This is a genomic window from Sphingobium lactosutens DS20 (genome assembly GCF_000445105.1).
Lineage (GTDB): Bacteria > Pseudomonadota > Alphaproteobacteria > Sphingomonadales > Sphingomonadaceae > Sphingobium > Sphingobium lactosutens.
This window is the reverse complement of the sequence record NZ_ATDP01000097.1, coordinates 35,700-57,723: the sequence shown is the minus strand read 5'-3', so window position 1 is coordinate 57,723 and position 22,024 is coordinate 35,700. Positions and strand designations below refer to the sequence as shown.

20 protein-coding genes are annotated in these 22,024 nt (G+C 63.1%); 7 read left to right on the top strand and 13 right to left on the bottom strand.

The window, feature by feature from the left end; all coding sequences use genetic code 11:
• Positions 1 to 28 precede the first annotated feature (28 nt).
• The gene (locus tag RLDS_RS44290) at positions 29 to 1,690 is read left to right on the top strand and encodes an alkaline phosphatase family protein (RefSeq protein ID WP_021226870.1); all 1,662 of its coding nucleotides are present in this window, start codon (positions 29 to 31) and stop codon (positions 1,688 to 1,690) included.
• Between the two features lie 18 nt (positions 1,691 to 1,708).
• Here the strand turns inward: RLDS_RS44290 and RLDS_RS44285 are convergent, their stop codons facing one another.
• From RLDS_RS44285 to RLDS_RS44255, 7 genes are all read right to left on the bottom strand, one after another.
• Entirely contained in the window at positions 1,709 to 3,028 is a 1,320-nt protein-coding gene (locus RLDS_RS44285; RefSeq protein ID WP_021226869.1) for an ATP-binding protein, read from the bottom strand.
• A gap of 8 nt (positions 3,029 to 3,036) precedes the next feature.
• Positions 3,037 to 3,747: a response regulator gene (locus RLDS_RS44280; protein WP_021226868.1), complete on the bottom strand. Its 711-nt coding sequence runs from the start codon at positions 3,745 to 3,747 to the stop codon at positions 3,037 to 3,039.
• Positions 3,748 to 3,914: 167 nt separating this feature from the next.
• Complete coding sequence (locus tag RLDS_RS44275; RefSeq protein ID WP_021226867.1) at positions 3,915 to 4,760, bottom strand: TorF family putative porin; 846 nt, start codon at positions 4,758 to 4,760, stop codon at positions 3,915 to 3,917.
• Positions 4,761 to 5,013: 253 nt separating this feature from the next.
• Entirely contained in the window at positions 5,014 to 6,510 is a 1,497-nt protein-coding gene (locus RLDS_RS44270; RefSeq protein ID WP_021226866.1) for a SulP family inorganic anion transporter, read from the bottom strand.
• Between the two features lie 3 nt (positions 6,511 to 6,513).
• Positions 6,514 to 7,212, bottom strand: coding sequence for a carbonic anhydrase (locus RLDS_RS44265; protein WP_021226865.1), 699 nt, complete (start codon positions 7,210 to 7,212; stop codon positions 6,514 to 6,516).
• Positions 7,213 to 7,334: 122 nt separating this feature from the next.
• On the bottom strand, positions 7,335 to 8,042 hold the full coding sequence (locus RLDS_RS44260) for a winged helix-turn-helix domain-containing protein (protein WP_021226864.1): 708 nt from the start codon (positions 8,040 to 8,042) through the stop codon (positions 7,335 to 7,337).
• A gap of 122 nt (positions 8,043 to 8,164) precedes the next feature.
• Complete coding sequence (locus tag RLDS_RS44255) at positions 8,165 to 8,701, bottom strand: hypothetical protein (protein ID WP_021226863.1); 537 nt, start codon at positions 8,699 to 8,701, stop codon at positions 8,165 to 8,167.
• A gap of 206 nt (positions 8,702 to 8,907) precedes the next feature.
• Between RLDS_RS44255 and RLDS_RS44250 the strand changes: the two genes are divergently transcribed.
• The 3 genes from RLDS_RS44250 to RLDS_RS44240 all read left to right on the top strand — a co-directional run bounded on the left by RLDS_RS44250 (position 8,908) and on the right by RLDS_RS44240 (position 13,987).
• Positions 8,908 to 9,876 (top strand): magnesium and cobalt transport protein CorA, encoded by a 969-nt coding sequence (locus RLDS_RS44250; RefSeq protein WP_021226862.1) that lies wholly within the window; start codon positions 8,908 to 8,910, stop codon positions 9,874 to 9,876.
• Positions 9,877 to 10,119: 243 nt separating this feature from the next.
• Positions 10,120 to 12,918 carry a TonB-dependent receptor gene (locus tag RLDS_RS44245; protein WP_021226861.1) on the top strand — a complete coding sequence of 933 codons (2,799 nt, stop codon included), beginning with the start codon at positions 10,120 to 10,122 and terminating at the stop codon, positions 12,916 to 12,918.
• A gap of 190 nt (positions 12,919 to 13,108) precedes the next feature.
• Positions 13,109 to 13,987 carry a mechanosensitive ion channel family protein gene (locus RLDS_RS44240; RefSeq protein WP_021226860.1) on the top strand — a complete coding sequence of 293 codons (879 nt, stop codon included), beginning with the start codon at positions 13,109 to 13,111 and terminating at the stop codon, positions 13,985 to 13,987.
• Positions 13,988 to 14,055: 68 nt separating this feature from the next.
• Here the strand turns inward: RLDS_RS44240 and RLDS_RS44235 are convergent, their stop codons facing one another.
• Positions 14,056 to 14,793 carry an SDR family oxidoreductase gene (locus RLDS_RS44235; protein ID WP_021226859.1) on the bottom strand — a complete coding sequence of 246 codons (738 nt, stop codon included), beginning with the start codon at positions 14,791 to 14,793 and terminating at the stop codon, positions 14,056 to 14,058.
• 98 nt (positions 14,794 to 14,891) lie between these two features.
• Between RLDS_RS44235 and RLDS_RS44230 the strand changes: the two genes are divergently transcribed.
• A complete protein-coding gene (locus RLDS_RS44230; protein ID WP_021226858.1) occupies positions 14,892 to 15,326 on the top strand; it encodes a winged helix-turn-helix transcriptional regulator in 435 nt (144 codons plus the stop codon).
• A gap of 5 nt (positions 15,327 to 15,331) precedes the next feature.
• Here the strand turns inward: RLDS_RS44230 and RLDS_RS0128400 are convergent, their stop codons facing one another.
• The 3 genes from RLDS_RS0128400 to RLDS_RS44220 form a co-directional block, all read right to left on the bottom strand.
• Complete coding sequence (locus tag RLDS_RS0128400; RefSeq protein ID WP_236616870.1) at positions 15,332 to 16,255, bottom strand: hypothetical protein; 924 nt, start codon at positions 16,253 to 16,255, stop codon at positions 15,332 to 15,334.
• Between the two features lie 125 nt (positions 16,256 to 16,380).
• Positions 16,381 to 17,394: an NAD(P)H-dependent flavin oxidoreductase gene (locus RLDS_RS44225; protein ID WP_021226856.1), complete on the bottom strand. Its 1,014-nt coding sequence runs from the start codon at positions 17,392 to 17,394 to the stop codon at positions 16,381 to 16,383.
• Between the two features lie 126 nt (positions 17,395 to 17,520).
• A complete protein-coding gene (locus tag RLDS_RS44220) occupies positions 17,521 to 18,786 on the bottom strand; it encodes an aspartate kinase (protein WP_021226855.1) in 1,266 nt (421 codons plus the stop codon).
• An 83-nt stretch (positions 18,787 to 18,869) separates the two neighbouring features.
• Between RLDS_RS44220 and RLDS_RS44215 the strand changes: the two genes are divergently transcribed.
• Positions 18,870 to 19,130, top strand: a complete 261-nt coding sequence (locus RLDS_RS44215; RefSeq protein ID WP_236616869.1) for a hypothetical protein — start codon at positions 18,870 to 18,872, stop codon at positions 19,128 to 19,130.
• 59 nt (positions 19,131 to 19,189) lie between these two features.
• On the top strand, positions 19,190 to 19,927 hold the full coding sequence (gene ubiG, locus RLDS_RS44210; protein ID WP_021226853.1) for a bifunctional 2-polyprenyl-6-hydroxyphenol methylase/3-demethylubiquinol 3-O-methyltransferase UbiG: 738 nt from the start codon (positions 19,190 to 19,192) through the stop codon (positions 19,925 to 19,927).
• Here the strand turns inward: ubiG and RLDS_RS44205 are convergent, their stop codons facing one another.
• Both RLDS_RS44205 and RLDS_RS44200 read right to left on the bottom strand, forming a co-directional pair.
• Positions 19,928 to 21,031: an NAD(P)/FAD-dependent oxidoreductase gene (locus tag RLDS_RS44205; protein WP_021226852.1), complete on the bottom strand. Its 1,104-nt coding sequence runs from the start codon at positions 21,029 to 21,031 to the stop codon at positions 19,928 to 19,930.
• The gene (locus RLDS_RS44200; RefSeq protein ID WP_021226851.1) at positions 21,028 to 21,984 is read right to left on the bottom strand and encodes an alpha/beta fold hydrolase; all 957 of its coding nucleotides are present in this window, start codon (positions 21,982 to 21,984) and stop codon (positions 21,028 to 21,030) included. Before RLDS_RS44200 ends, RLDS_RS44205 begins: the two co-directional genes overlap by 4 nt.
• Between the last annotated feature and the right edge of the window lie 40 nt (positions 21,985 to 22,024).

The window sequence follows — 22,024 nt, the reverse complement described above, 5'->3', positions numbered from 1 at the left end:
CCGTCAAGGCAAGAGAAGGTTACAGCTGATGTTGAAAAGAGTCGCCGCCGCTTTGTTGCTCGCCACCGCCATCCCCGTAATGGCACAAGGCCCTGCCCCGGCGCCCGCAAGCACGGTCCCTGCGACCCCGCCCAAGCTGATCGTCGCCATATCCGTCGACCAGTTTTCGGCTGACTTGTTCAGCGAATATCGCCAATATTATGCCGGCGGTCTCAAGCGGCTGACGGAAGGCGCGGTTTTCCCGCGCGGATATCAGAGCCATGCCGCGACCGAGACATGCCCCGGCCATTCGACCATCCTGACTGGCAGTCGCCCGTCGCGCACCGGCATCGTCGCCAACAACTGGATCGACCTGGGCACCGCGCGCGCCGACAAGACGGTCTATTGCGCGGAGGATGAAAGCCAGCCGGGCAGCAGCAGCGACAATTATGTCGCCTCGCCCATGCACCTCAAGGTCCCGACGCTGGGCGGTCGCATGAAACTGGCCAATCCCGCCACCCGTGTCGTGTCGATCGCCGGCAAGGATCGGGCCGCGATCATGATGGGTGGGCCGACCGCCGATCAGGTCTGGTGGCTGGGCGGTCCGCAGGGCTATGTCAGCTACAAGGGCATCGCCACGCCCCCGTTGGTGGCCAAGGTCAACGAGGCCATGGCGCAGCGCCTGGCGCAGGCCAATCCGGGCTTTGAATTGCCACAGCAATGCGTGTCCAAGGATTTCGCGGTAAAGGCGGGCGACCGCAGCGTCGGTACAGGCCGCTTTGCGCGCGAGGCCGGCGATTTCAAGGCATTCCGCGTTTCGCCGGAACAGGATGCGATGACGCTGGCCTTTGCCGCCGCCGCGATCGAAAGCATGGACCTGGGCAAGCAGGCGCAGACCGACATCATTTCGATCGGCCTGTCCGCGACGGACTATATCGGGCACAGCTATGGCACTGAAGGCACCGAAAGCTGCATCCAGGTGGCGCGGCTGGACCAGGAACTGGGCGCCTTCTTCGACCGGCTGGACAAGGACGGGATCGACTATGCCGTCGTGCTGACCGCCGATCATGGCGGCCATGACCTGCCCGAGCGGCACCGGATGAACGCCATGCCGATGGAAAGCCGGGTCGACGCGGCGCTGACGCCCAAGGCGCTGAACGCCACGATCGCGCAGAAAGTCGGCATGCCGGGCCGCACGCTGATCTGGGCCGATGGCGCGGCCGGCGACCTCTATTTCGATCGGGGACTGTCCGCTGCCGAACGGACAAAGGTGGAAGCCGAGACGCTGAAGCTCCTGCGCGCCCATCCGCAGGTGCAGGCGGTCTTTACCAAGGCCGAGATCGCCGCGACGCCCTCCCCCACCGGACGCCCTGAAAATTGGAGCCTGATCCAGGAGGCGCGAGCCAGCTTCTATCCCGAACGGTCGGGCGACCTGCTGGTGCTGCTCAAGCCCAATATCATGTCGATCCCCGAACGGGCGGTGATGGGCGCGGTGGCGACCCATGGATCGCCATGGGACATGGATCGCCGCGTGCCGATCCTGTTCTGGCGCAAGGGGATGCGGCATTTCGAACAGCCATTGGGCGTGGAGACGGTGGACATCCTGCCCAGCCTCGCCGCGCTGATCGATCTGCCCGTGCCCCAGGGGGAGATTGACGGCCGCTGCCTCGACCTGATCGCTGGCGACGGCGACAGCTGCGCCAGGCGCTGATAGCGCGCCCTGCCCCGGTCAGCCGCCGCGCGCGGCGGACCGGGGCAGATGCAGGCAGATTTCCGCGCGCAGGCCGCCGTCCGGGCGGTTCGCCAGGGTCAATTGACCGCCTTCGGCCGCCACGGCCTTTTGCACGATGGCGAGGCCCAGGCCCAATCCGCGCGTGTTGCGCTGGCGCGCGTCGTCCAGGCGGGAAAAGGGCCGCAACACTTCCTCCAGCCGCTCGCGCGGAATGCCCGGCCCGTCATCGTCGACGCGGATCAGCACCTCCTGTCCCTTGCGCACCAGCGTGACGCGCGCGCGATCGCCATAATGGAGTGCATTTTCGATGAGGTTGCGTACGGCCCGGCGCAGGGACAGGCCGCGCACATCCATTTCCAGATGATCGGGGCCATCATAGCTGACATCCTGATCATGATCCTGAAAGGCATCGACGACCGTGGCGATGCTGACGGCGATATCGGTGCGCACGACAGGCTCCGGGTCTCTTTCTCCTCCCAGGAACGCGAGGAGCGATTCCAGCATCGCGCCCATTTCCTCCAGATCGTCCGCCATGGCATCGCGCGTTTCGTCATCCCGTATGGCTTCGAGTCGCAATTGCAGGCGCGACAGGGGCGTGCGCAGGTCGTGACCCACGGCGGCCAGCGTTTCAGTCCGTTCGTTGATGAGGCGATGCAAGCGCGCCTGCATCGCGTTGAACGCGCTGATGAGGTTGCGCACGTCTGCGGTGCCCGCTTCCGGCACGATGACTTCGGACCCGAGGCCAATGCGATGGGTGGCATGGGTCAGGTCGCGCAGCGGCGCCAGCGTCCGGCGGATCAGCACCCATCCGGCAAGCAACAGCGCCAGCACCGGGATCAGCGCCAGACCCATGCGCCCGATGGTGAAGGCCCATTTGCCACCGCTATGCTGCATCCCGAAATAGAGCCAGCTGCCATCGGCAAGCCGCAGCCCACCGTTGATTTCCGAGTGGCGGCCGGGGCTGAGCCGCAACCACAGCTGCGAGCGTTCCAGACTGGGCTCCCAGGCGATGATCTGCCGCCGCATCCGTTCCAGTTCCGGCGACAGCGGCGGCGGCGGCGGCGCGGCGGGCGACCAGTGGACGTCGTAGCGATCCGTCGTCAGCTGGATGCCCAGCAGGCGGCGGTCTTCGGGCGGTTGTTCGGTCAGCAGCTTGCGCGCGATCACCAGATGTTCGGCCAGGCGCCGCGCTTCGTCATCCTGCAGATAAAGCTGGCTGGTCCGTTCGTAGATCAGCGTGCCGACGGCAAATTCCAGCAGCACGGTCAGCAGCAGGATCGCAAAGAGCCGCCCCAGCAGCCCCAGCGATCCGCGCATATGCCGTTTCAAGCGCGGCTGACTTCGGCGTTGAACATATAGCCCACACCGCGAACCGTGGTGATCGGCGCGCCCTTGTCCTGGGTGCTGAGCTTGCGGCGCAGGCGGCTGACCAGCACGTCGATGCTGCGGTCACTGCTGTCGCCCATGCGCGTGCGGGACAGTTCGATCAGCCGTTCGCGCGCGATGACCCGCTGCGGGTGGCTGAGGAAACTGCCCAGAAGATCAAACTCAGCACCGGTCAGGTCGACGATGGCTCCGGTGGGGGACCGCAGTTCGCGACGAGGAAAGTTGACGGACCAGCCGTCGAAATGCGCTTCGCTTTCGCGATGTTCGTCCGGCCCGCGCTCCACGCCCACGCGGCGCAGGATGGCGCGTATGCGGGCGATGAGTTCGCGCGTGCCAAAGGGTTTGGGCAGATAATCGTCAGCGCCCAGTTCAAGGCCGACAATGCGGTCGGTTTCGCTGCCCCGGGCGCTGATGAAAATGATCGGCACGTCGCTCTTGCGCCGGATCTGGCGGCACAGGTCTATGCCGTTGGTGCCGGGCAGCATGACGTCCAGCACGACAAGGTCTACCGGGCCGGCATCGAAGGCCACCCACATTTCGGGGCCGGACGAGGCGGGGCGCACCTGATAGCCATGTTCCTGAAGCGCGCGGGCGGTAAGGGTGCGCAGCGGCGGGTCGTCCTCGACCAGGATGATCGACGGAGCGGTCATGAATGCGGCTGCTTGGGCAAGGACATGACCGGGAAATAAGCGGCGGCGGATCGACGGTCAACTGGCCCAAAGGGCAAGCCATGGACGATCATGGCCGCAGCAACAATTTGTCACGTCCCGCCCACTACAAAGACCGGACCCGGCTGACCGGGTCCGGCTTTTTCAGGTTAGAAGGCCGCCGAAAGCGAGAAGACAACCTGGCTGCGCACGATGGACGATCCATCGGCATCCGACAGGTTGGGGCGCAGGTAATTTTCCTCGACCCGGGCAATGTCGGTGTCGACATAGGCGATGCCGAGCGTCAGCGGCGTGCCGGGAATGGCGACATCCGCACCGACCATCCAGTCGGCATATTTGCCGGTCGGCGCGGGCGACGTACCATTCGGGCCAAGGCCGCTATTGCCGCTGGACCAGCCCAGATGCGCCTTCACCGTCACGGGGGTGTTGGGAATGGCGCTGCTGACGTCACCCCAGATGTAGAAATTATCTTCCTTGTCGCCCGGATTGTCGGGAATGCCCGTCGCATAGCTGGCGGCATCATTGTAGAATTTGCCGATGGCTTCCTGCTTCGGCGCATAGGCGACGCCAACCAAGCCCTTGACCGGACCGATCTGGCTCGACAGCTTCACATAGGGTTCGGCAAAGTCGGTATTGTCCGCGCCCGAGGGATACATATACCAGGTCAAACCGACATCGAGCGTGGCGTTTTCGCCCAGCGGAATGGCATAACCGGCATAGAGATCGAGTTCGAGGTTCGGCCCACCGAAAGTGCCCCAGCCCGAGAGGTTGGACGCCCAGGCGCCGGCATAAGCGCCGCTTTCGTGAGTCACGGTAATGCCGCCCTGCACCGCTGCGCCCTTGTCGGTCATCGACACGCCGCGGAAGCGATAGTCGGACACCAGAGCAACGCTGCCGGATACGGTGACGGGGCTGGCGGGCTCTTCCTGCGCGAAAGCCGGGGCGCTGGAAAGAAGCGCGAGGGCGGCACAGGCGATCTTGTAATTCATGAACATTCCCCTTTTACGTTGGAATGTTCCGTCCTGCATCCGCCGGTCCGGGAGTCTGTTTGGCGCCCCCGATATCAGCGGATGACGCTTCCCATACGCAATGCTGCTAAAATATTAAACCTATTTTTGCCGCATCTGCGAAAGGAATGATGTCGCTGTTGCGCCGCTGCAACATTTTTGATCGAGCCCTCAACCAAAAAAGTCGCCGCGTTCGGGGAAGAACGCGGCGACCCGGGAGCGTCGCTTGAGGGGGTTCAGCTCAGGCGGCGAACTGACGCATCTTGCCGGTGGCGCCGAACAGCTCGACCGGATTGCCGGCCTTCCGACGGCGCTCCACCCATTCGCGGACCATTTCCGCGCAGGTGTGGTCGATATGGCCCAGACGCTCGACATTGAGGATCACAAGACCGGCGGCCGGGAGCGATTCCAGCTTCGCCGACAGCTTAGGCAGATTGAGGAAGGTCGCCGTGCCGCGCAGGGCGATTTCATGCGCCTCGCCCCGGCTTTCCTCTTCGACCTTCAGGCCCAGCTTGCGCGCTTGCGGCAGCAATTCGAGCAGCGACAGGCCGATGCCGACCAGAACGCCGGTGAGCAGATCGGTCGCCACCACGCAGATCAGCGTCGCGGCCCACACAATGGCCGGCAGCGGGCCATAGAGATGGAAGAGATGCTTCACATGCGCCACGCTGACCAGCCGGACGCCCGTGATGACAAGGATGCCGGCCAGTGCGGCCATCGGAATTTCCCGCAGCAGCCAGGGCAGCAGCGCGACGAAGGCCAGGATCCAGATGCCGTGCAGGATGGTCGACAGTCGGGTCTTCGCCCCGGCCTGAACGTTGGCGGAAGACCGGACGATGACGCCGGTCATCGGCAACGCACCGGCAAAGCCGCAGAGCAGATTGCCCACGCCCTGCGCGCTCAATTCCTTGTTATAGTTGGTGCGCACGCCATCATGCATGCGATCGACCGCCGCGGCCGACAGCAATGTTTCGGCACTGGCGATGAAGGCGATGGCGATGGCGGTGGTGATGACGGTTGGGTTGAGCAACTGCGCCATCAGCCCGGCTTCGGGCGGGGTGATCGCGGACAGGATCGATTCGGGCACGACGACGCGCGCCACCGGGAGGTTGAGCGCAAAGGCGACGAGCGTCGCCAGCACGACGCCGACCAGCGCGCCGGGCACCAATTTCATCGAGGCCGGGCGAAACTTCTCCCAGCCCAGCATGCCAAGGATGGTCACCAGGCCCACGGCAAAGGCGGTCGCGGCGTCCTGATTGGTGAGGCCCAAAAGCTGTCCCGGCATTGCAATCAGGTTCGACAGACCACTCGACAAGGGCTTGTCATCGAACAGGACGTGGAACTGCCCCACGACGATGAGTACGCCGATGCCCGCCAGCATGCCGTGAACGACGGCCGGCGAAATCGCCCGAAACCAGCCGCCGACGCGGGCGACGCCGGCAATCACCTGAATGGCGCCGGCCAGGATCAGGATCGGGCCGAGCGCGGACAGGCCCTGTTCGCGCACGATTTCGAACACAATGACGGCAAGGCCGGCGGCGGGGCCGCTGACCTGAAGCGGAGAGCCGGCGAACAGGCCGACGATGATGCCGCCGATGATACCGGTAATGAGGCCCTTTTCCGGAGGCACGCCGGACGCGACGGCAATGCCCATGCAGAGCGGCATCGCCACCAGGAATACGACGATGGAGGCGGTGAAGTCGCGGCTGAATGAGCCGCCGGAAAGGGCTTTAAGCATGGATTACTCCGCGGCTTGCGCGAGGGGTTCGACGCCGGCGAGGCGACGGCCGTGGGGCAGCGCGACGGGCAGCTTCTGCCCCTCACGCAGCGGCATGAAGCGATTGGTTTCGCCATCGAGGCCCAGCACCTGGCCTGCATGAATGTCGACATACCAGCCATGCAGCGCAATATCGCCGCGCGCGATGCCGGAAGCCACCGACGGATGCGTGCGCAGATGGGTCAGTTGGACGATGACATTTTCCAGCGCCATGTTGCGCAGCTTTTCCGCGTCGCTGATGTCGCTGGGATAGCTGTCGCGGCAGACCTTCTGCGCGGCGTGGCTGTGACGCAGCCAGGCGGCCACATTGGGCATGGACGTCAGGTCAGCCTCGGTCGCCAGCGCCTTCATCGCGCCGCAGTCGCTATGACCGCACACGATGATGTCGCGCACGCCCAGCACCATCACGGCATATTCGACCGTGGCGGTAACGCCGCCCAACTGGCTGGCATGGGGCGGCACGATGTTGCCGGCATTGCGGCAGACGAACAGATCGCCCGGCTGCGCCTGCATGATATGTTCGGGAACGATGCGCGAATCGGCGCAGGATATCATCAGCGCCTTGGGGCTTTGCCCCTGGCTCGCCAATTGATTGTAAAGCGCGCTTTCATTGGGAAACACTTGAGTTTCGAAGCTGAACACGCGGCCGATAAGCTCATTCATGGCGCTATCCTCTTATATCTCACGGGGGCCGGCGGGGGACGGACCGGGATAGTGTGCACAATAGAGACAGGTTTTTGCTGCGTCGCAGCGGCTTTGTTAAAAACTGTGTCTGACTGTTGTCATCAGTGCCGCTCGACATTGGCCGCGAACATATAGCCGACGCCCCGGACGGTGACGATGGGTGCAGGACGCCCGCCAACCCCCAGCTTGCGCCGCAACCGGCTGACCAGCACATCCACGCTGCGGTCGGAGGACGCGCCGTCACGCACCCCGGCTAGCTCCATCAGGCGGCTGCGGGCGATGACGGCGCGCGGATGATCGAGAAAGATTGCCAGGAGCGCGAATTCCGCGGCGGTCAGCACGACCGGCTGCCCGCCCGGCTCCGTCACTTCGCGCCGGGCGAAGTCGACGGTCCAGCCGTCGAACATCGCCTGGCTATGCCGGCGCAGCCCGGTGGTGCGATCACCACCGCGGCGCAGAACCGCCCGCAGGCGGGCCGCCAGTTCGCGCGCGGAATAGGGTTTGGCCATATAATCGTCCGCGCCCAGTTCCAGGCCGACGACACGGTCCACTTCCGAACTATTGTCGCCTACCAATATGATCGGAACATGGCTGCGTTCACGCACATCGCGGCACAGATCCAGCCCGTCCGCACCGCGCAAGGCTGAATCCAGCACGACGGCGCGCACCGGCGTGGTCGACAGCGCACTGAAAATATCGTTGGCGGTAAACGCGGGCAGCACCCGGAAGCCGCTATGTTCCAGATGGTCACGCGTCGCGCTGCGCAAGTCCTGCCGGGTTTCAGCGATCAGGATGAGTGGTGAATGCATTCGGTCTGCACGGTCAGTTCGTCCTGCCCTGCGGGCATCAATGGCGATGAGGGCCGGCTCTAAATTCCGTGAATGTCTGGCGCGTGGGTCGAATGTGACAAAATATTGCTGCGTTGCAAAAATCATGAAGCGGCAGCAACCAGCATCGGGACTGTTGATCGAGAATTTGACGTCTGTATAAGGTCAGCGATCAGTGCAGACAGCCATTGGGCATCCCCTTCCGCCCGATGCCGCACCAGCCCCAGCGAGTCCGCATAAGCCACCGCTTTTGCAATCCGGGCGTCATCCGCGCGCTGCTCATCAAACAACATGGTGATATGGTCTATGGCAAAGGGCGTCGACACAGCAGCCGCTGCGGCGAGTTCACCCAGCCAATAGGAATCGAGAAGGCTGTCCGCGATGACCCGTCGCCCCTGCACATGATCGACAAGTTCGGCAAGCACCCGGGCGGCTGGCAGCCCGTCGCGCATGATGCGATCGAAGGTCAGGCCGTGGACGGCCTCCGCCTCGCGCGTCCAGTCCCAGCCGGCCCAGCGGTCATCGGGGCGGATCAACCAGCTTCGCGACAGACCGCCTCCGGCCACGCCGACCTCGATCGGGAAGGAGCGCCCGTGGCGCGGCAGGCACGACGCCTCGAAATCAAGTGTCAGGATGGTCACGCTACGGCTCCACGATCATCGCGCGACCCGCCCCACCCCAAGCCGGACGTCGCATCCATCATTGCCCGTCGCGCTCTTCCATCTTTCTGTGTCAGGAAAAAGTCAGCGGCTGGCGCAAGTCGTCGGCCAGTGCAGAAAAAATGGACCGGAAACGAGATGTCGCGCTTTTCTGTCGAGTCCGCGACACATAAGGACAACAGACGCCCATGACCGTGATAGCCGCCTTTCTTTACCGCAACGGGCAGCGCGTGCGCCGCGTGGCGATCGACGAGCGGATCGACTGCCCCGCCGACAAGTCGGAATTTGTCTGGATCGGCGTGGCCGACCCCACCGCCGAGGAAATGCAGACGCTGGCGCGCACCTATAATCTCCATCCGCTTGCCGTGGAGGACGCCCTGAAGGCCAATCAATTGCCCAAGGTCGACCTGTATGGCGACCAGCTGTTTGTGGTCGCGCGCACCGCGCATCTGGAGGAGGAGACGATCTGCTACGGCGAAACCGCGCTATTCGTCGGCCAAGACCATATCGTCAGCGTGCGGCACGGGTCCGCGCGTGGCCATGGCATGCTGCGTCAGGAATTGGAGGCCGTGCCGCAACGGCTAGCGCAGGGCACCGACTATGTGTTGCACGCGGTTCTGGACTTCATCGTCGATGGCTATCTGCCGATCGTCGAGGGGATAGAGGACGAAGTGCTGACCATGGAGCAGCAGATGATCGACCATTTCCTGGGTCGGGATGACGTCACGCGTATCTTCAGCCTGCGCCGTCAGCTGATCCGGTTCCAGCGCATCCTCGTGCCCATGCATGAGGTCGCGACCAAGTTCGTGAAGATAGACCTGCCCTGTATCGATGCAGAAGCCCGTCCCTATTTCAGTGACGTGCGCGACCATGTTCGCCGGGTGCAGGTGATGGTGGAGGATCTGCGGGAAATATTGAGCAGCGTGTTCGAATCGTCGAACCTGCTGGAGCAGCAACGCACCGGCGACATCACGCGCCAGCTTGCCGCCTGGGCCGCCATTCTGGCGGTGCCGACCGCCATCGCAGGCATTTACGGCATGAATTTTGAACATATGCCCGAATTGCGCACCCGCTATGGCTATCCGGTCGTGCTGGTCGTGATCGCCTCGCTCTGCACCCTGCTCTATGCCCGCTTCAAGAAATTGAAATGGCTGTGATGCGATTGACGTTTATGTCTCCGTCTTACAGCAGGTAGCGCAATATTTCACAAGATTATGCAATGTTTTGAAATCGTTGTGCTCGGAATGACACAGGCGTTTCAAAAGTCCAATCCGGCGATCGAAAGGGTTTGACGCCCCCGCGACCCTGACACACCAAATGGCCATCGCACCGGTGTGTTCAGTAAAAAATGGTCGCGGCGCCGCCTTCGGGCAGGCGCCACATTAGGGAGAATATCATCCATGCGTACATCCTTCCAACGGCGCCTGCTGGCGTCGACGCTGCTGTTCGGCCTGACGACGCCGGCCATGGCCCAGACGGCCGATGAGGACGCGGGTTCCGGTGCGGACACGATCGTGGTCACAGGGTCGCGCATCGCGCGCCCCGACCTTCAGCAGGCATCCCCCATTGCCATCGTGTCCGCGCAGGAACTCAAATTGAGCGGCAAGGTCAATGTCGAAGCGATCATCAACGATCTGCCCCAGTTGGTCCCCAGCACGACGGGCGCCTCCAACAATCCCGGGGGCGGCGTGTCCACGGCCGACCTGCGCGGGCTGGGCGCCAATCGGACGCTCGTGCTGGTCAATGGTCGGCGCTACATCAGCTATGACAGCAGCCAGATTGTCGACCTCAACACCGTTCCGGCCGGCCTGATCGACCATGTCGAAGTGGTTTCGGGCGGGCGCTCGGCCGTCTACGGCTCGGACGCGATCGCCGGTGTCATCAATTTCGTCATGAAACAGGACTTTTCCGGCGTTGAAGCCAATGCCAGCTATCGCATCAATCAGGAAGGCGACGGCGGCACGTTCAACAGCAATCTGCTGATCGGCGGAAACTTCGCCGATGGTCGGGGCAACGCGACCTTCTACATCGACTACACCAAGCGTGACGGCGTGTTGCAGAGCGCGCGCAGCTACACCCGCCAGGCCTATACCGACGACGGCGAAGGCGGCCTGGCGGCTGGCGGATCCGGCTCCATTCCCGGCACGCGCATGGCCCTGTCCGGCAGCCAGTACAAGTTCGGGCAGGACGGCAGCATTTCGGCCTATAGCGCCGCCAGCGACGCCTATAATTATGCCCCCTACAACTATCTGCAGGTGCCCCAGAAGCGGATCCTGCTGAGCGCACAGACCCATTATGAGGTCGATGACCATCTGACCGTCTATGCCGAAGGCCAGTTTATCAACAACGGGGTCAAAAATCAGTTGGCGCCCACCCCCTATACCGGGTCGGTCTCGCTGGACGTCGACTCGTCTTTCCTCTCGGCCGATTCACAGGCGTTGCTGGGCGCCGCCGACACCGATGGCGACGGCTATACCACCGCAGCCATCTATCGCCGGTTAAGCGAAGTGGGTCCGCGTATATCCAGCGTAGACAATACGGCCTATCGTGCGCTGATCGGCGCCCGCGGCCAGATTGCCGGCGACTGGAATTATGACGGCTATTACAGCTATGCGCGGACGAAACAGGTGGAAAAGCAGACGGGGAACGTGTCGGACAGCCGCGTCCGCCAGGCGCTGTTGACCACATATGACGCGGACGGCAACCTGGTCTGCTCCGACACCAGCAATGGCTGCGTGCCGCTCAACATCTTCGGCGCAGGCAATATCAGCGACGAGGCAGCCGCTTTCATCTCCATCCCGGTGCAGAATGTCAGCACCATCACGGAACAGGTCGCCAACGTCGCCATCACCAACGGCAATCTGTTCGATCTGGGCGCAGGCCCGGCGGGCATTGCGATCGGCGCGGAATATCGATCGGAACATGGCAGCTATGATCCCGATTACGCCCTGTCTTCGGGGGATGTCGTAGGTTTCAACGCAGGCGAAGGCCTGTCAGGCGGCTATAATGTCAAGGAACTGTTCGCCGAAATCGGCGTGCCGCTGCTGGCAGACCTGCCCTTTGTCCATAAGCTGGAGGCTAATGGCGCGTATCGCTATTCCCATTATTCCACGGCGGCAAAGAATGTCGGCACCTATTCAGTCGGACTGATCTACGCCCCGGTCAGGGATGTGACCTTCCGCGGCCAGATCAGCCGCGCGGTGCGTGCGCCCACGGTTGCGGACCTTTATTCGGGCCAGTCGCAGAATTTCCCGACCGCCAGCGATCCGTGCGAATTGTCTGCGGCCGTGACGAACGCGAACCTCAACGCCAGTTGCCTTGCCTCCGGCGTGGCTGCCAGCGCGCTTGGGACCGCGATCAACGGCGGCAGTTCGCAGATTGAATCCATCACTGGCGGCAATCCTGACCTGCGGGAGGAAACGTCGAACACCTGGACGGCTGGCGTTGTGTTGCAACCCGGTTTCCTGCCGCGTTTCACCGCGACGGTCGATTATTATCACATCTCGATCGACAATTATATTTCCACGCCAGGCACCGCGAATATCATCGCCGCCTGTTATGGCACTGCGGCCAATGGCTGGACGCCCTATGACAGCAGCTATTGCTCGCTCCTGCCGCGCAACGCCAACAGCTACGCGATCGAGGGCGCTGAAAATTTGCTTTCGAACACGGGTGGATTGAAGACGGAGGGCGTCGATTTCGAGGTAAATTACAGCGTTCCGCTGAATTTCGGGGTGTTTGGGGCAAAAACCGGCAAGCTGGCCTTTCGCGTTGCCGGAACCCGGCTCATCCGCTTTGACCTTAATCCGGTCGCGGCGATCCCCGACCTTAATCAGAGCTGCGCGGGCAAGTTCGGCGTCTATTGCGGCGACCCCTATTCCAAGCTGCGGCTCAATAACCGCATTACCTGGACCAGCGGGCCGATCACGTTGGGCCTGACGCATCGTTATCTGTCGGGCGTCAAGGATGATGACGATACGACGACCTACAGCGTCGAGAAGATCAAGGCCTATAATCTGTTCGACCTGGCCTTGCAGGTGCAGCCCACCGAACATTTCGGCTGGTCGATCGGCATGAACAACGTCTTTGACAAAAAGCCGCCAATCATGGGCGACAATCAGGAGCAGTCGAATACCTACCCGTCGACCTATGACGTTTATGGCCGTGCCTTCTTCGTGAACGCGTCGGTCAAGTTCTGAGGCCTGTCGCGGCTGACCCCGCAATCAGATCCCGGCGCCTTCGGCATGGAGGCGTCGGGCCCTGGCCCTTTCAACAGCGACCCGGCATGCGGTTGACGCTCAGGTCAAGGATCGGCTGGCCAAGGCGCATAAAGGGATCAAATTCGCGGCTAACCCGTTCGCCTTTGATACAGGCCATTGGGGAAGCGAAATGACCGCGATCGATATTCTCGCCAAGCAATTATGGGGCATGTGGGCGGGCTTTGTCGCGCTGGTGCCCAATATGGTGATCGCGCTTGTCATCCTGCTCATCACCTGGGTGGTATCCCGCATCGCCCGCCGGATCGTTGATCGTGTCACCGGCAAGGCATCGATCCGCGAAAGCCTGAAGCAATTGATTCATACGGTCGTGTCGATCAGCGTGTGGGTGATCGGCCTTGTCATCGCGGCGACCGTCGTTCTGCCCGGTCTGACGCCCGCCAGCCTTGTCGCGGGCCTGGGTATCGGCACCATCGCGATCGGCTTTGCCTTTCAGGATTTTTTCCAAAATTTCCTGGCCGGTATCCTGATCATGGTCCGCAAGAAGATGCGCATTGGCGACATTATCGAGTGCGAAGGGATTATCGGCCGGGTCGAGCATGTGTCGCTGCGCGAAACCCATGTCCGCAAACTGTCGAACGAACTGACGATCGTTCCCAATTCCACCCTGTTCAAGAACCCGGTGGAGATATTGACTGACGGCGCCCAGCGCCGGCATGAAATCGTCGTAGGCGTATCCTACGACACGGATCTGGAGCAGGCGCGCGACGTCATTCGATCTGCTATGGAAGGCATCGATATCATCGACCAGGATCGTCGCATCGAGATCTTCGCGCGCGAATTCAATTCCAGTTCGATCGATTTTCTGGTCCGCTGGTGGGCAGGGTCAAAGCCCTATGACATGCATGACAGCCGCGACCGTGTGGTGCGCGCAATCAAGGCCGCGCTGGACAAGGCGGGGATCGAAATCCCCTTCCCCTATGTCACGCACACCTTCAAGGCTCCCGTCCCGTTGCAAGGCCAGGCCGAAGACGGCGCCGCCCAGGCCTGAGCCTGGGCGACCGGTTCCAAAAGGGGCATTGATGGCAGCGGCATGCACCGCGCGCCCGGCTTAGACCGTCAGTGCGAATTGAGCGTGCGGAAGACGTCTTCCAATTCCCCGCGTTGGGCCGCTTCGCTCAGATATTTGACGCGTTCGACATGGATTTCGGGCGGCGTGGGTTCTTGCCGAAGCAGCGCCATGGTTTCAGCGATATAGTCGGCGAGCGGCAAGGCGTTGGGATTTTCCGCATGGCCGGGCATCAGATCGGTCTGCACGGCAGGCGGCACGATCTCGACCACTTCAACGCTGCTGTCCTTCAACTGCGCGCGCAGGGACATGGACCAGCTGTGAACGGCCGCCTTCGTCGCACAATAGGTCGGCGTCGCGGCCAGAGGGACAAAGGCCAGGCCCGACGATACCGTCAGGATCGTGGAGGCAGGCTGTTTTTGAAGATGCGGCAGCAGCGCATGCGCGAGCCGGATCGGACCCAGCAAATTGGTCGCGATCGTCGCCTCGGCTGTTTCAAGATCGATCCGGTCCTCCGCCACCATGATGCCGGCATTCAGCACCACCGCGTTCAGTCCCGGAAAATCGGCAATCAGCGCCTGCGCAAATCCGGGAATCGCCGCTGCATCTTCCATGTCGAGCGTCATGGCCGCCATGCCCGGATGATCGGCAATGACGGCATCGAGTGCCGACTGCCGCCGCCCCGCGATGATGACCTGGTTGCCCGCCTGGTGAAATTCATGCGCCAAGGCAGCGCCGATGCCTGATCCGCCGCCGGTGATGAGAATGGTGTTGCCTGTCGATTGCATGGCTCGCTCCTTTCAATTGGTGTGGAGGCAAAGTGGGCGCTATGCTCTCTTTTGGGAAGAAGGCACCGCATGGTGCGGTAGTCTCCAGAAGGTTAGAAATGGCAAAATCGCTGGAAAATCGGTTCGATGCTGTGGAAATTTCCGAGGCGGAGCGCTATCTGGATGCCGTTCCGCCCAGCGATATCGATCCGCGGGTGGAGCGACTCGTCAACCAATTGATCGGCCGGGTCGCCGACAAATGGACGATGCTGATCCTGGAACTGCTCGAGGAAAGGGGCACGATGCGCTTCACGCAGATCGGGCGAGCGGTCGACGGCATCAGCCAGAAGATGCTGACACAGACGCTGCGCCAGATGGAGCGGGACGGCCTTCTCACCCGTACCGTTCACCCCGTGGTGCCCCCGCGCGTCGATTATGCGCTGACACCACTTGGCAACAGCCTGAGCGCAGCCTTTTGCGGCGTCTGGGTCTGGGCCGAGCGCAATCTGGACATGGTGGAAGCCGCGCGCGCCCGGTTCGACGCGCGCGGCTGATGCCCCTACTCGCCGGTCGTCGGCAAGGGCTGGACTTCCAGACGCGGCGGCGCGCTATTGTCCGGCAAGGTCCGCGCGGGCGCGGGTGGCCCGCTGATCGCGCTGGATGAGGACGGCGGCAATGGCTGCACGGTCGCTGAGGACGGAACGTCCGCACCGGTGGCGCCCGGCAAAGGCTGCACCGTGGCAGATGAGGATGCGGGGGCCGCCGCCGCATCATTAACCGGCGATGCGCCCATGGAACTGGGGCGCCATCCCGATGGCGGCGCTTCGCCCGGAGCCTTGGGCGGGGGTGGCATGGAGTTAGGCGCTATGATGACCCGAACGGTCGCGCCAAAGCGCGACTGCCATTCGGCAAGCCGCCGCAGATAATCCTCATAGGCGGCGTAAAATTCCTGAAACGGCTTTTCCAACTCGTCCAGCCAGGCCGGCGCCATTTGCAGGAGTTGCGAGGATGGCGTCGACAGCACCTTGGCCCCTACCGTTACGGCGACTGGACAAAAATGCTTGATGACCGGCGGCAAAGCGAAGAAATTATAGACCACCGTATTCAATTGCTCGCGCGATCCGATCGCCGCATTGCCGAACGCATATTTATAATTGCGGTCGACCGCCGCATTGGCCGCTTTCAGCACCTGGCTATGGACCGCCAATATCTGATTATATTGGTTGCGCGCGGTCGCCCCATATTTGTCGCAGTTGAGCGCCGCGACATTGAGCGCCATGCGCACATGCCACAGCGCGGTGTTGGACGTGACGCCGCGGTTGGCGGTCAGATATTTGCCGTCTTCATCCTTGGTCGGAATCGCCATGCCTTCCGCCGCATTTTCGGGCGGCACAGGCATGATGGTGGGCACGACGGCCGGGGGCGGCGTGGGTGGCGGCGGTGGCGGCGGTGTCGAACAGGCGGCAAGAACCGCTAGCGACACCAGCGAAATCCGGCCTAATAGTCGGCGCGAGACGAACATCATATTCTCCGAGAGGAAGACAGGCCGGTCATGCCGGGCAGTGGACTTGAGGGGAATATGCCCAACACTCGGTTTACCGCAAGGTTTCAGGCAGTTCGCCGCGCCAATGCCTGCGCGGCCTCTTCCATCAGTTGCGCGATGATGGCGGCGACGGGTTCCTCCTTCGTCACCATCCCGACCGATTGACCCGCCATCAGCGACCCCCCTTCCACATCGCCATCGATCACCGCGCGGCGCAAGGCGCCCGCCCAATAATGTTCGATCTGCAATTGCGCCTCCATCATTTCGATGGTGCCGCTGTCGAGCAGGTTTGCCACTTCGCGCTGCTTGGCGGTGAAGCTTTCCGTGCCGGCATTTTTGAGCGCCCGCACCGGGATGACGGGCAGCCGCGCGTCAATCTGGACGCTGGCCACCGCGTCGCGCGCGGAAGCGCGGAAAAAGGCTTTCTTGAAATTGGGGTGCGCGATGCTTTCGGTCGCGCAGGCGAAACGGGTGCCGAGCTGCACGCCCGCCGCCCCCATTTCCAGATAGGCGGCGATCGCCTCGCCACGGCCGATGCCGCCCGCGACGAAGACGGGCACCTGCCCTGCCATGTCTGGCAGGATTTCCTGCGCCAGCACACTGGTGGAAACAGGGCCGATATGGCCGCCGGCCTCCATCCCTTCGACCACGAGCGCGTCGACGCCCGATCGCACCAGCTTCTTGGCGAGGCTGAGCGCGGGCGCGAAGCAGATCAGTCTCGCGCCCTTCTGCTTGATCGCCTCGATGCTGCCCTTGGGCGGCAAGCCGCCGGCCAGCACGACATGGCCGACATCATGGCGCGCGCATATGTCGATCAGGTCGAACAGCTGCGGATGCATGGTGATGAGGTTGACGCCGAAAGGACGGTCGGTCAGCGCCTTGGTCGCCGCGATCTCCGCATCCAGAAGCTCCGGGGTCATCGCCCCGCAGGCGATCACGCCAAAGCCGCCGGCATTGGATATCGCCGCGACCAGATTGCGTTCGCTGACCCAGCTCATCGCGCCGCAAAGGATAGCGGTTTCGCAGCCCAGAAAATCCGTGCCGCGAGCCATGAGGGAGGCGAGTTTGGCGGTGGTCATGTCTCTATACTTCTTGTCGTCATCCCCGCGCACGCAGGGATCCATCTCCCGGCGCTACGACCGGGGATGGGATGTGAGATGGAAACCCGCCTTCGCGGGAATGACGCATTTAGTAAAGGGGGAAGATCAGGCCGCCGGGGCATCGAGCCCATAGGCGGTGTGCAGTACACGCACCGCCAGTTCGGTTTCATCCTCGTCGATCAGCACGCTGACCTTGATCTCGCTGGTGGAAATCGCCTCGATATTGATGCCGCGATCGGCCAGCGTCTTGAACATGGTGGCCGCGACGCCCGCATGGCTGCGCATGCCGACGCCTACGACGCTGATCTTGGCGACTTCGGTGTCGGTGATGATCCGGCGAAAGCCGATCTCTTCCTGGCGTGCCTCCAGAATGTCGACGCTGCGCGCCAGGTCGGCGCGCGGCACGGTGAAGGTCACGTCCGTTTCTTCCGTGTCCTTGCTGTCATTCTGGATGATCATGTCGACATTGATCGCCGCGTCCGCCAACGGCGTGAAGATGCTCGCCACCGCACCCGGCTTGTCGGGAACGCGCGTGACGATGATCTTCGCCTCATTCTTGTCATGGGCGATGCCGGTGATGAGCTGACGTTCCATCTTCGTTTCCTTGAGCTTGGCTTCCAGGTCCTCGTCGCTCACGATCAGCGTGCCGGGAAGGTCGTCCTGGGTGGGTTCATCGAAGGAAGAAAGCACCTGCACGACCACGCCTTCCTTCATGGCGAGGCCGACGGAACGGGTCTGGAGCACCTTCGCGCCGACCGAAGCCAGCTCCAGCATCTCCTCATAGGTGACAAGGTCGAGCTTGCGGGCGCGAGCGACGATGCGCGGGTCGGTGGTGTAGACGCCGTCCACGTCGGTGTAGATGTCGCAGCGATCGGCCTTGATCGCCGCCGCCACCGCGACCGCCGACGTGTCGGACCCGCCACGCCCCAGCGTCGACACGCGGCCATCGCCCATCATACCCTGAAATCCGGGGATGACCGCGACCTGCCCAGCCTGCATCGCAGCCACCAGCGCGTCGGTTTCGATCGTTGAAATGCGCGCCTTGGCATGCGCCTCGATCGTGCGAATCGGCAATTGCCAGCCGAGCCAACTACGCGCGTCCACGCCCATCGCCTTCAGCGTCATCGCCAGGAGGCCGCTCGTCACCTGCTCGCCCGAGGCCACGACGACATCATATTCGGCCGGGTCGTAAAGGGCTGACGCTTCCTTGCAAAAGCCGACCAGGCGATCGGTTTCACCGGCCATGGCGGAGACGACGACCGCGACCTCATGTCCCTGGCTCGCCACATATTTGACGCGCGCGGCAACATTGCGAATTCGCTCCATCCCCGCCATGGAGGTGCCGCCGAATTTCATCACGATGCGCGCCATTTGTGTGCCGAACCTTGCCGTAAATGTGAAAGAATATGTCCCAAAGGGGCAAAACGGCGCCTCTATTAGCAGTCGCGGCGGATATGGCAAGCAATCCGGAGGCAGGATGGAACAAGCCGGGCGGCCGATCTTTCCCTGATAAGATAGAGGAGGATAGGATGGATGGAAGCTTATGGAGCCTCGCGATCGTCGGTGGCCCAATCATGCTCGGACTGGTGCTGATTTTCGTGATTGTCGGCAACAAACGACGCCGCAACCCTGGGGATGTCGAGCGCACGGAAGCGGCGACCGCTGACCTTTACAAGGAAATGGATGCGCGGGACAAAGGCAGAGATAATGGCTGACGATTGGATTGTCGGTCACGCTCATGATGCTAAAAGCAGGTCGTTCGAGACTGCGAGTGATGATGGCTGAAACTGGTTTTCAAACGATCGATCCAAAGGAAGCGGCGCATTTCGGGGCGATGGCCGCCGACTGGTGGGACCCGCAGGGATCGAGCGCGATGCTGCACAAGCTCAACCCCGTGCGGCTGCGCTATATTCGCGCTGCCATCGACCAGCATTGGCCGGGGAAGGAAAAGGCCTTCCGCCCATTGGAAGGCAAATCAGCCCTGGATGTCGGGTGCGGCGCAGGGCTGCTGACGGAGCCGCTTGCCCGGCTTGGCGCGTCGGTCACAGGGCTGGATGCGGCGCCGGAAAATATTGCCGCGGCGCTAGGCCATGCCAAGAGGCAGGGGCTGACCATCGACTATCGCGCCACGCCGGTGGAAGAGCTGGCGGACAGCGGTTTCGACCTGGTGACGTCGATGGAGGTTATCGAGCATGTCGCCGATCCGGCCGCGTTCGTGCGCGCGCTGGCGAGCAAGGTTTCGCCTGACGGGCTGCTCATCCTGTCCACGCCCAACCGGACGCCGCTGTCGCGCATCGCCATGATCACCGTGGGCGAAAGCATTGGCGGGATACCGAAAGGGACACATGACTGGGGCAAATTCCTAACCCCCGACGAACTGACCGCGCTGTTGGACGACGTGGGTCTGGAGGTCATCGACAGCAGCGGATTGAGTTTCGATCCCGCGCGCGGCTTTGCCCTGTCCGCGAACAAGGCGATCAATTATCTGCTGACCGCGCGACACAAGGGCTGATCAGCGGAAACGGTCGGGCCGATAGAGGTGGACGGGCAGCCCGGCAATTGCAGGCGGCAATGGCGATCCCGTAATCAGCGCCTGTCCCAGAAGCGCGGCGGCCGGTGCGGTCTGGATGCCAAAACCTCCCTGCCCGGCAAACCAGAAAAAGCCCGGCTGTGCGGGATCGGCGCCATAAACCGGCGCGCGATCGGGCGCAAAGCTGCGCAGCCCCGCCCAGCGATGCTCGATTCGTTCGACCGGCCAGTCCACCACTTCCTCGAACCGGGCGACCGCCTGCGCAACTGCCAGTTCCTCGGGCGCTGCGTCGCACGGCGGCGAGGGAGCTTCATCATGCGGGGTCAGCCAGACGCGGCCCGGCCCTTCCGGCTTGAAATAAAATCCCGCGCGCAAATCCATGATGAGCGGCAGGTCGGCCGATGGCATGGCGGGCACGCTCAATTGCACGACCGTGCGGCGCAGTGGCGCAATGCCGATGGGTGCGACGCCGCTGTGGATGGCGACATCATCCGCCCAGGCCCCGGCCGCGTTGACCAGCAGCCCGCACTGCACGACGCCCTGAGACGTCCGGATACGCCAGCGGCCGGCATCGGGTTGTGCCGACCCAAACCTCGCATTCAGCCATATGTCGCCACCGTTTGCGGCAAAGCGGCGCAGATAGGCTTGATGCAGCGCGGCCACGTCGATGTCGCGACAACTGGCCTCCATCACGCCAATGGTCCAGTCCGGCCGCAGGCCCGGCACCAATGGAGCCGGATCGACGGGGTCCAGCACGACCCTGCCAGCGAATCGACTTAAAAAAGCATCGCGCAGCGCTTCGTCGCCAGCGCGTCCCACATGCAGCGTCCGCCGCGGCGACAAGAAGCTGCGATCGTGGAAATCGAATTCGGGAGACGCCAGCAACGGCCCGGACGCGGTGGTCAACGGCTGGACCGCCGGGCCGCCATAGGTTTCTTCCCAGAACGCCACGGACCGACCGGTGGCATGATAGCCCGGCAGCGGCTCCATCTCCACAATCAGGACGCTGGCATCGGCCGCAAGATGCGCGCCCAGGCTTGCGCCCGCCATGCCGCCGCCGACAATGACGATATCATAGGTCTTCAACGTGCCGTCTCGTCCAGAAACGCCTCGATCCGGGCGAACGCATCAAGCCGCACCGGGTCCAGCTCCCGCAGAATTTCATGCGCCGCCTCGCGGCCATAGACATGCAGGCGCGCGGTGGGCAATCGGGCGGCGAAGCGGCGGATCGCAGCCGTCGACACCAGCTGGTCGGTTTGCGCCGCCAGGATCAGCATGGGGCATCGGATGCGCGACAGTCCATCGCCCTGTTCCAAGGCCCGCGTCGATTCGAGCGCCTGGTTGACCCAAGACCAGCTTGGCGGTCCCAAGGCGATGTCCCGGCTATGGTCGCGCCACCAGATTTCGTCGGCATAGCGTTCGGGATCGTGAGTCAGTCGCTTCTGGCGCATGCGGCGCTGGCGTTCGGATTCCTCCTTTTGCGTCCAGGCGCGCCTGTCGCCCAAGCCGCGCCACAGCATCAGGCGCGTCAGGGCGACCGCCAGCCAGCGCGGCATCGGCCCTGTGTGCAACCCCAGCATCGGCGCGGTCAAAATGGCGCCGTCGGGCTGCGTCATGCCTTCGCTGAGCGCGCGCAGCAGCATATGCCCGCCCATCGAATGCCCCAGCATCGCGGTCGGCCCCTCACCATCCGCGCGCCAGTCCCGTGCAAGGTCGCGCAAGTCCGTGATATAGTCGGCAAAGTCGGGAATATGCCCGCATAACGGATCGTCCGTCAGCCGGCCCGACCCGCCCTGCCCGCGCCAGTCGAACGCAGTGACGGCCCAGCCGCGCCGCGCCATATGGTCGATCAATTCAAGATATTTCTCGATCATGTCGCCACGGCCATTGATGACCAGCAGTCGGCCGCGCGCACCATCGCCCAAACGATAGCGACGGATCGGCCAGCCGTCCCGCGCATGCCAGAAGTCCAGCCGCCCGTTCATCGGCCAGGCGCGCCGGTCGAACGGCTGGGAAGCGGGGAATAGCGGCGAATCCATCGCGCGCATGGTTACGGTTTGGTAAGCCACAATGACAGCC

Bases quoted from the DNA above. Each gene is read 5' to 3' on its own strand.
- RLDS_RS44235 (WP_021226859.1), bottom strand. From the start codon at position 14,793: ATGCAATCGACAGGCAACACCATTCTCATCACCGGCGGCGGATCAGGC.
- ubiG (WP_021226853.1), top strand. From the start codon at position 19,190: ATGATGGCTGAAACTGGTTTTCAAACGATCGATCCAAAGGAAGCGGCG.
- RLDS_RS44230 (WP_021226858.1), top strand. From the start codon at position 14,892: ATGGCAAAATCGCTGGAAAATCGGTTCGATGCTGTGGAAATTTCCGAG.
- RLDS_RS44270 (WP_021226866.1), bottom strand. From the start codon at position 6,510: ATGCTTAAAGCCCTTTCCGGCGGCTCATTCAGCCGCGACTTCACCGCC.
- RLDS_RS44280 (WP_021226868.1), bottom strand. From the start codon at position 3,747: ATGACCGCTCCGTCGATCATCCTGGTCGAGGACGACCCGCCGCTGCGC.
- RLDS_RS44225 (WP_021226856.1), bottom strand. From the start codon at position 17,394: ATGACCACCGCCAAACTCGCCTCCCTCATGGCTCGCGGCACGGATTTT.
- RLDS_RS44220 (WP_021226855.1), bottom strand. From the start codon at position 18,786: ATGGCGCGCATCGTGATGAAATTCGGCGGCACCTCCATGGCGGGGATG.
- RLDS_RS44265 (WP_021226865.1), bottom strand. From the start codon at position 7,212: ATGAATGAGCTTATCGGCCGCGTGTTCAGCTTCGAAACTCAAGTGTTT.
- RLDS_RS44250 (WP_021226862.1), top strand. From the start codon at position 8,908: ATGACCGTGATAGCCGCCTTTCTTTACCGCAACGGGCAGCGCGTGCGC.
- RLDS_RS44215 (WP_236616869.1), top strand. From the start codon at position 18,870: ATGGCAAGCAATCCGGAGGCAGGATGGAACAAGCCGGGCGGCCGATCT.
- RLDS_RS44260 (WP_021226864.1), bottom strand. From the start codon at position 8,042: ATGCATTCACCACTCATCCTGATCGCTGAAACCCGGCAGGACTTGCGC.
- RLDS_RS44275 (WP_021226867.1), bottom strand. From the start codon at position 4,760: ATGTTCATGAATTACAAGATCGCCTGTGCCGCCCTCGCGCTTCTTTCC.
- RLDS_RS44245 (WP_021226861.1), top strand. From the start codon at position 10,120: ATGCGTACATCCTTCCAACGGCGCCTGCTGGCGTCGACGCTGCTGTTC.
- RLDS_RS44240 (WP_021226860.1), top strand. From the start codon at position 13,109: ATGACCGCGATCGATATTCTCGCCAAGCAATTATGGGGCATGTGGGCG.
- RLDS_RS44285 (WP_021226869.1), bottom strand. From the start codon at position 3,028: ATGCGCGGATCGCTGGGGCTGCTGGGGCGGCTCTTTGCGATCCTGCTG.
- RLDS_RS44200 (WP_021226851.1), bottom strand. From the start codon at position 21,984: ATGGATTCGCCGCTATTCCCCGCTTCCCAGCCGTTCGACCGGCGCGCC.
- RLDS_RS44290 (WP_021226870.1), top strand. From the start codon at position 29: ATGTTGAAAAGAGTCGCCGCCGCTTTGTTGCTCGCCACCGCCATCCCC.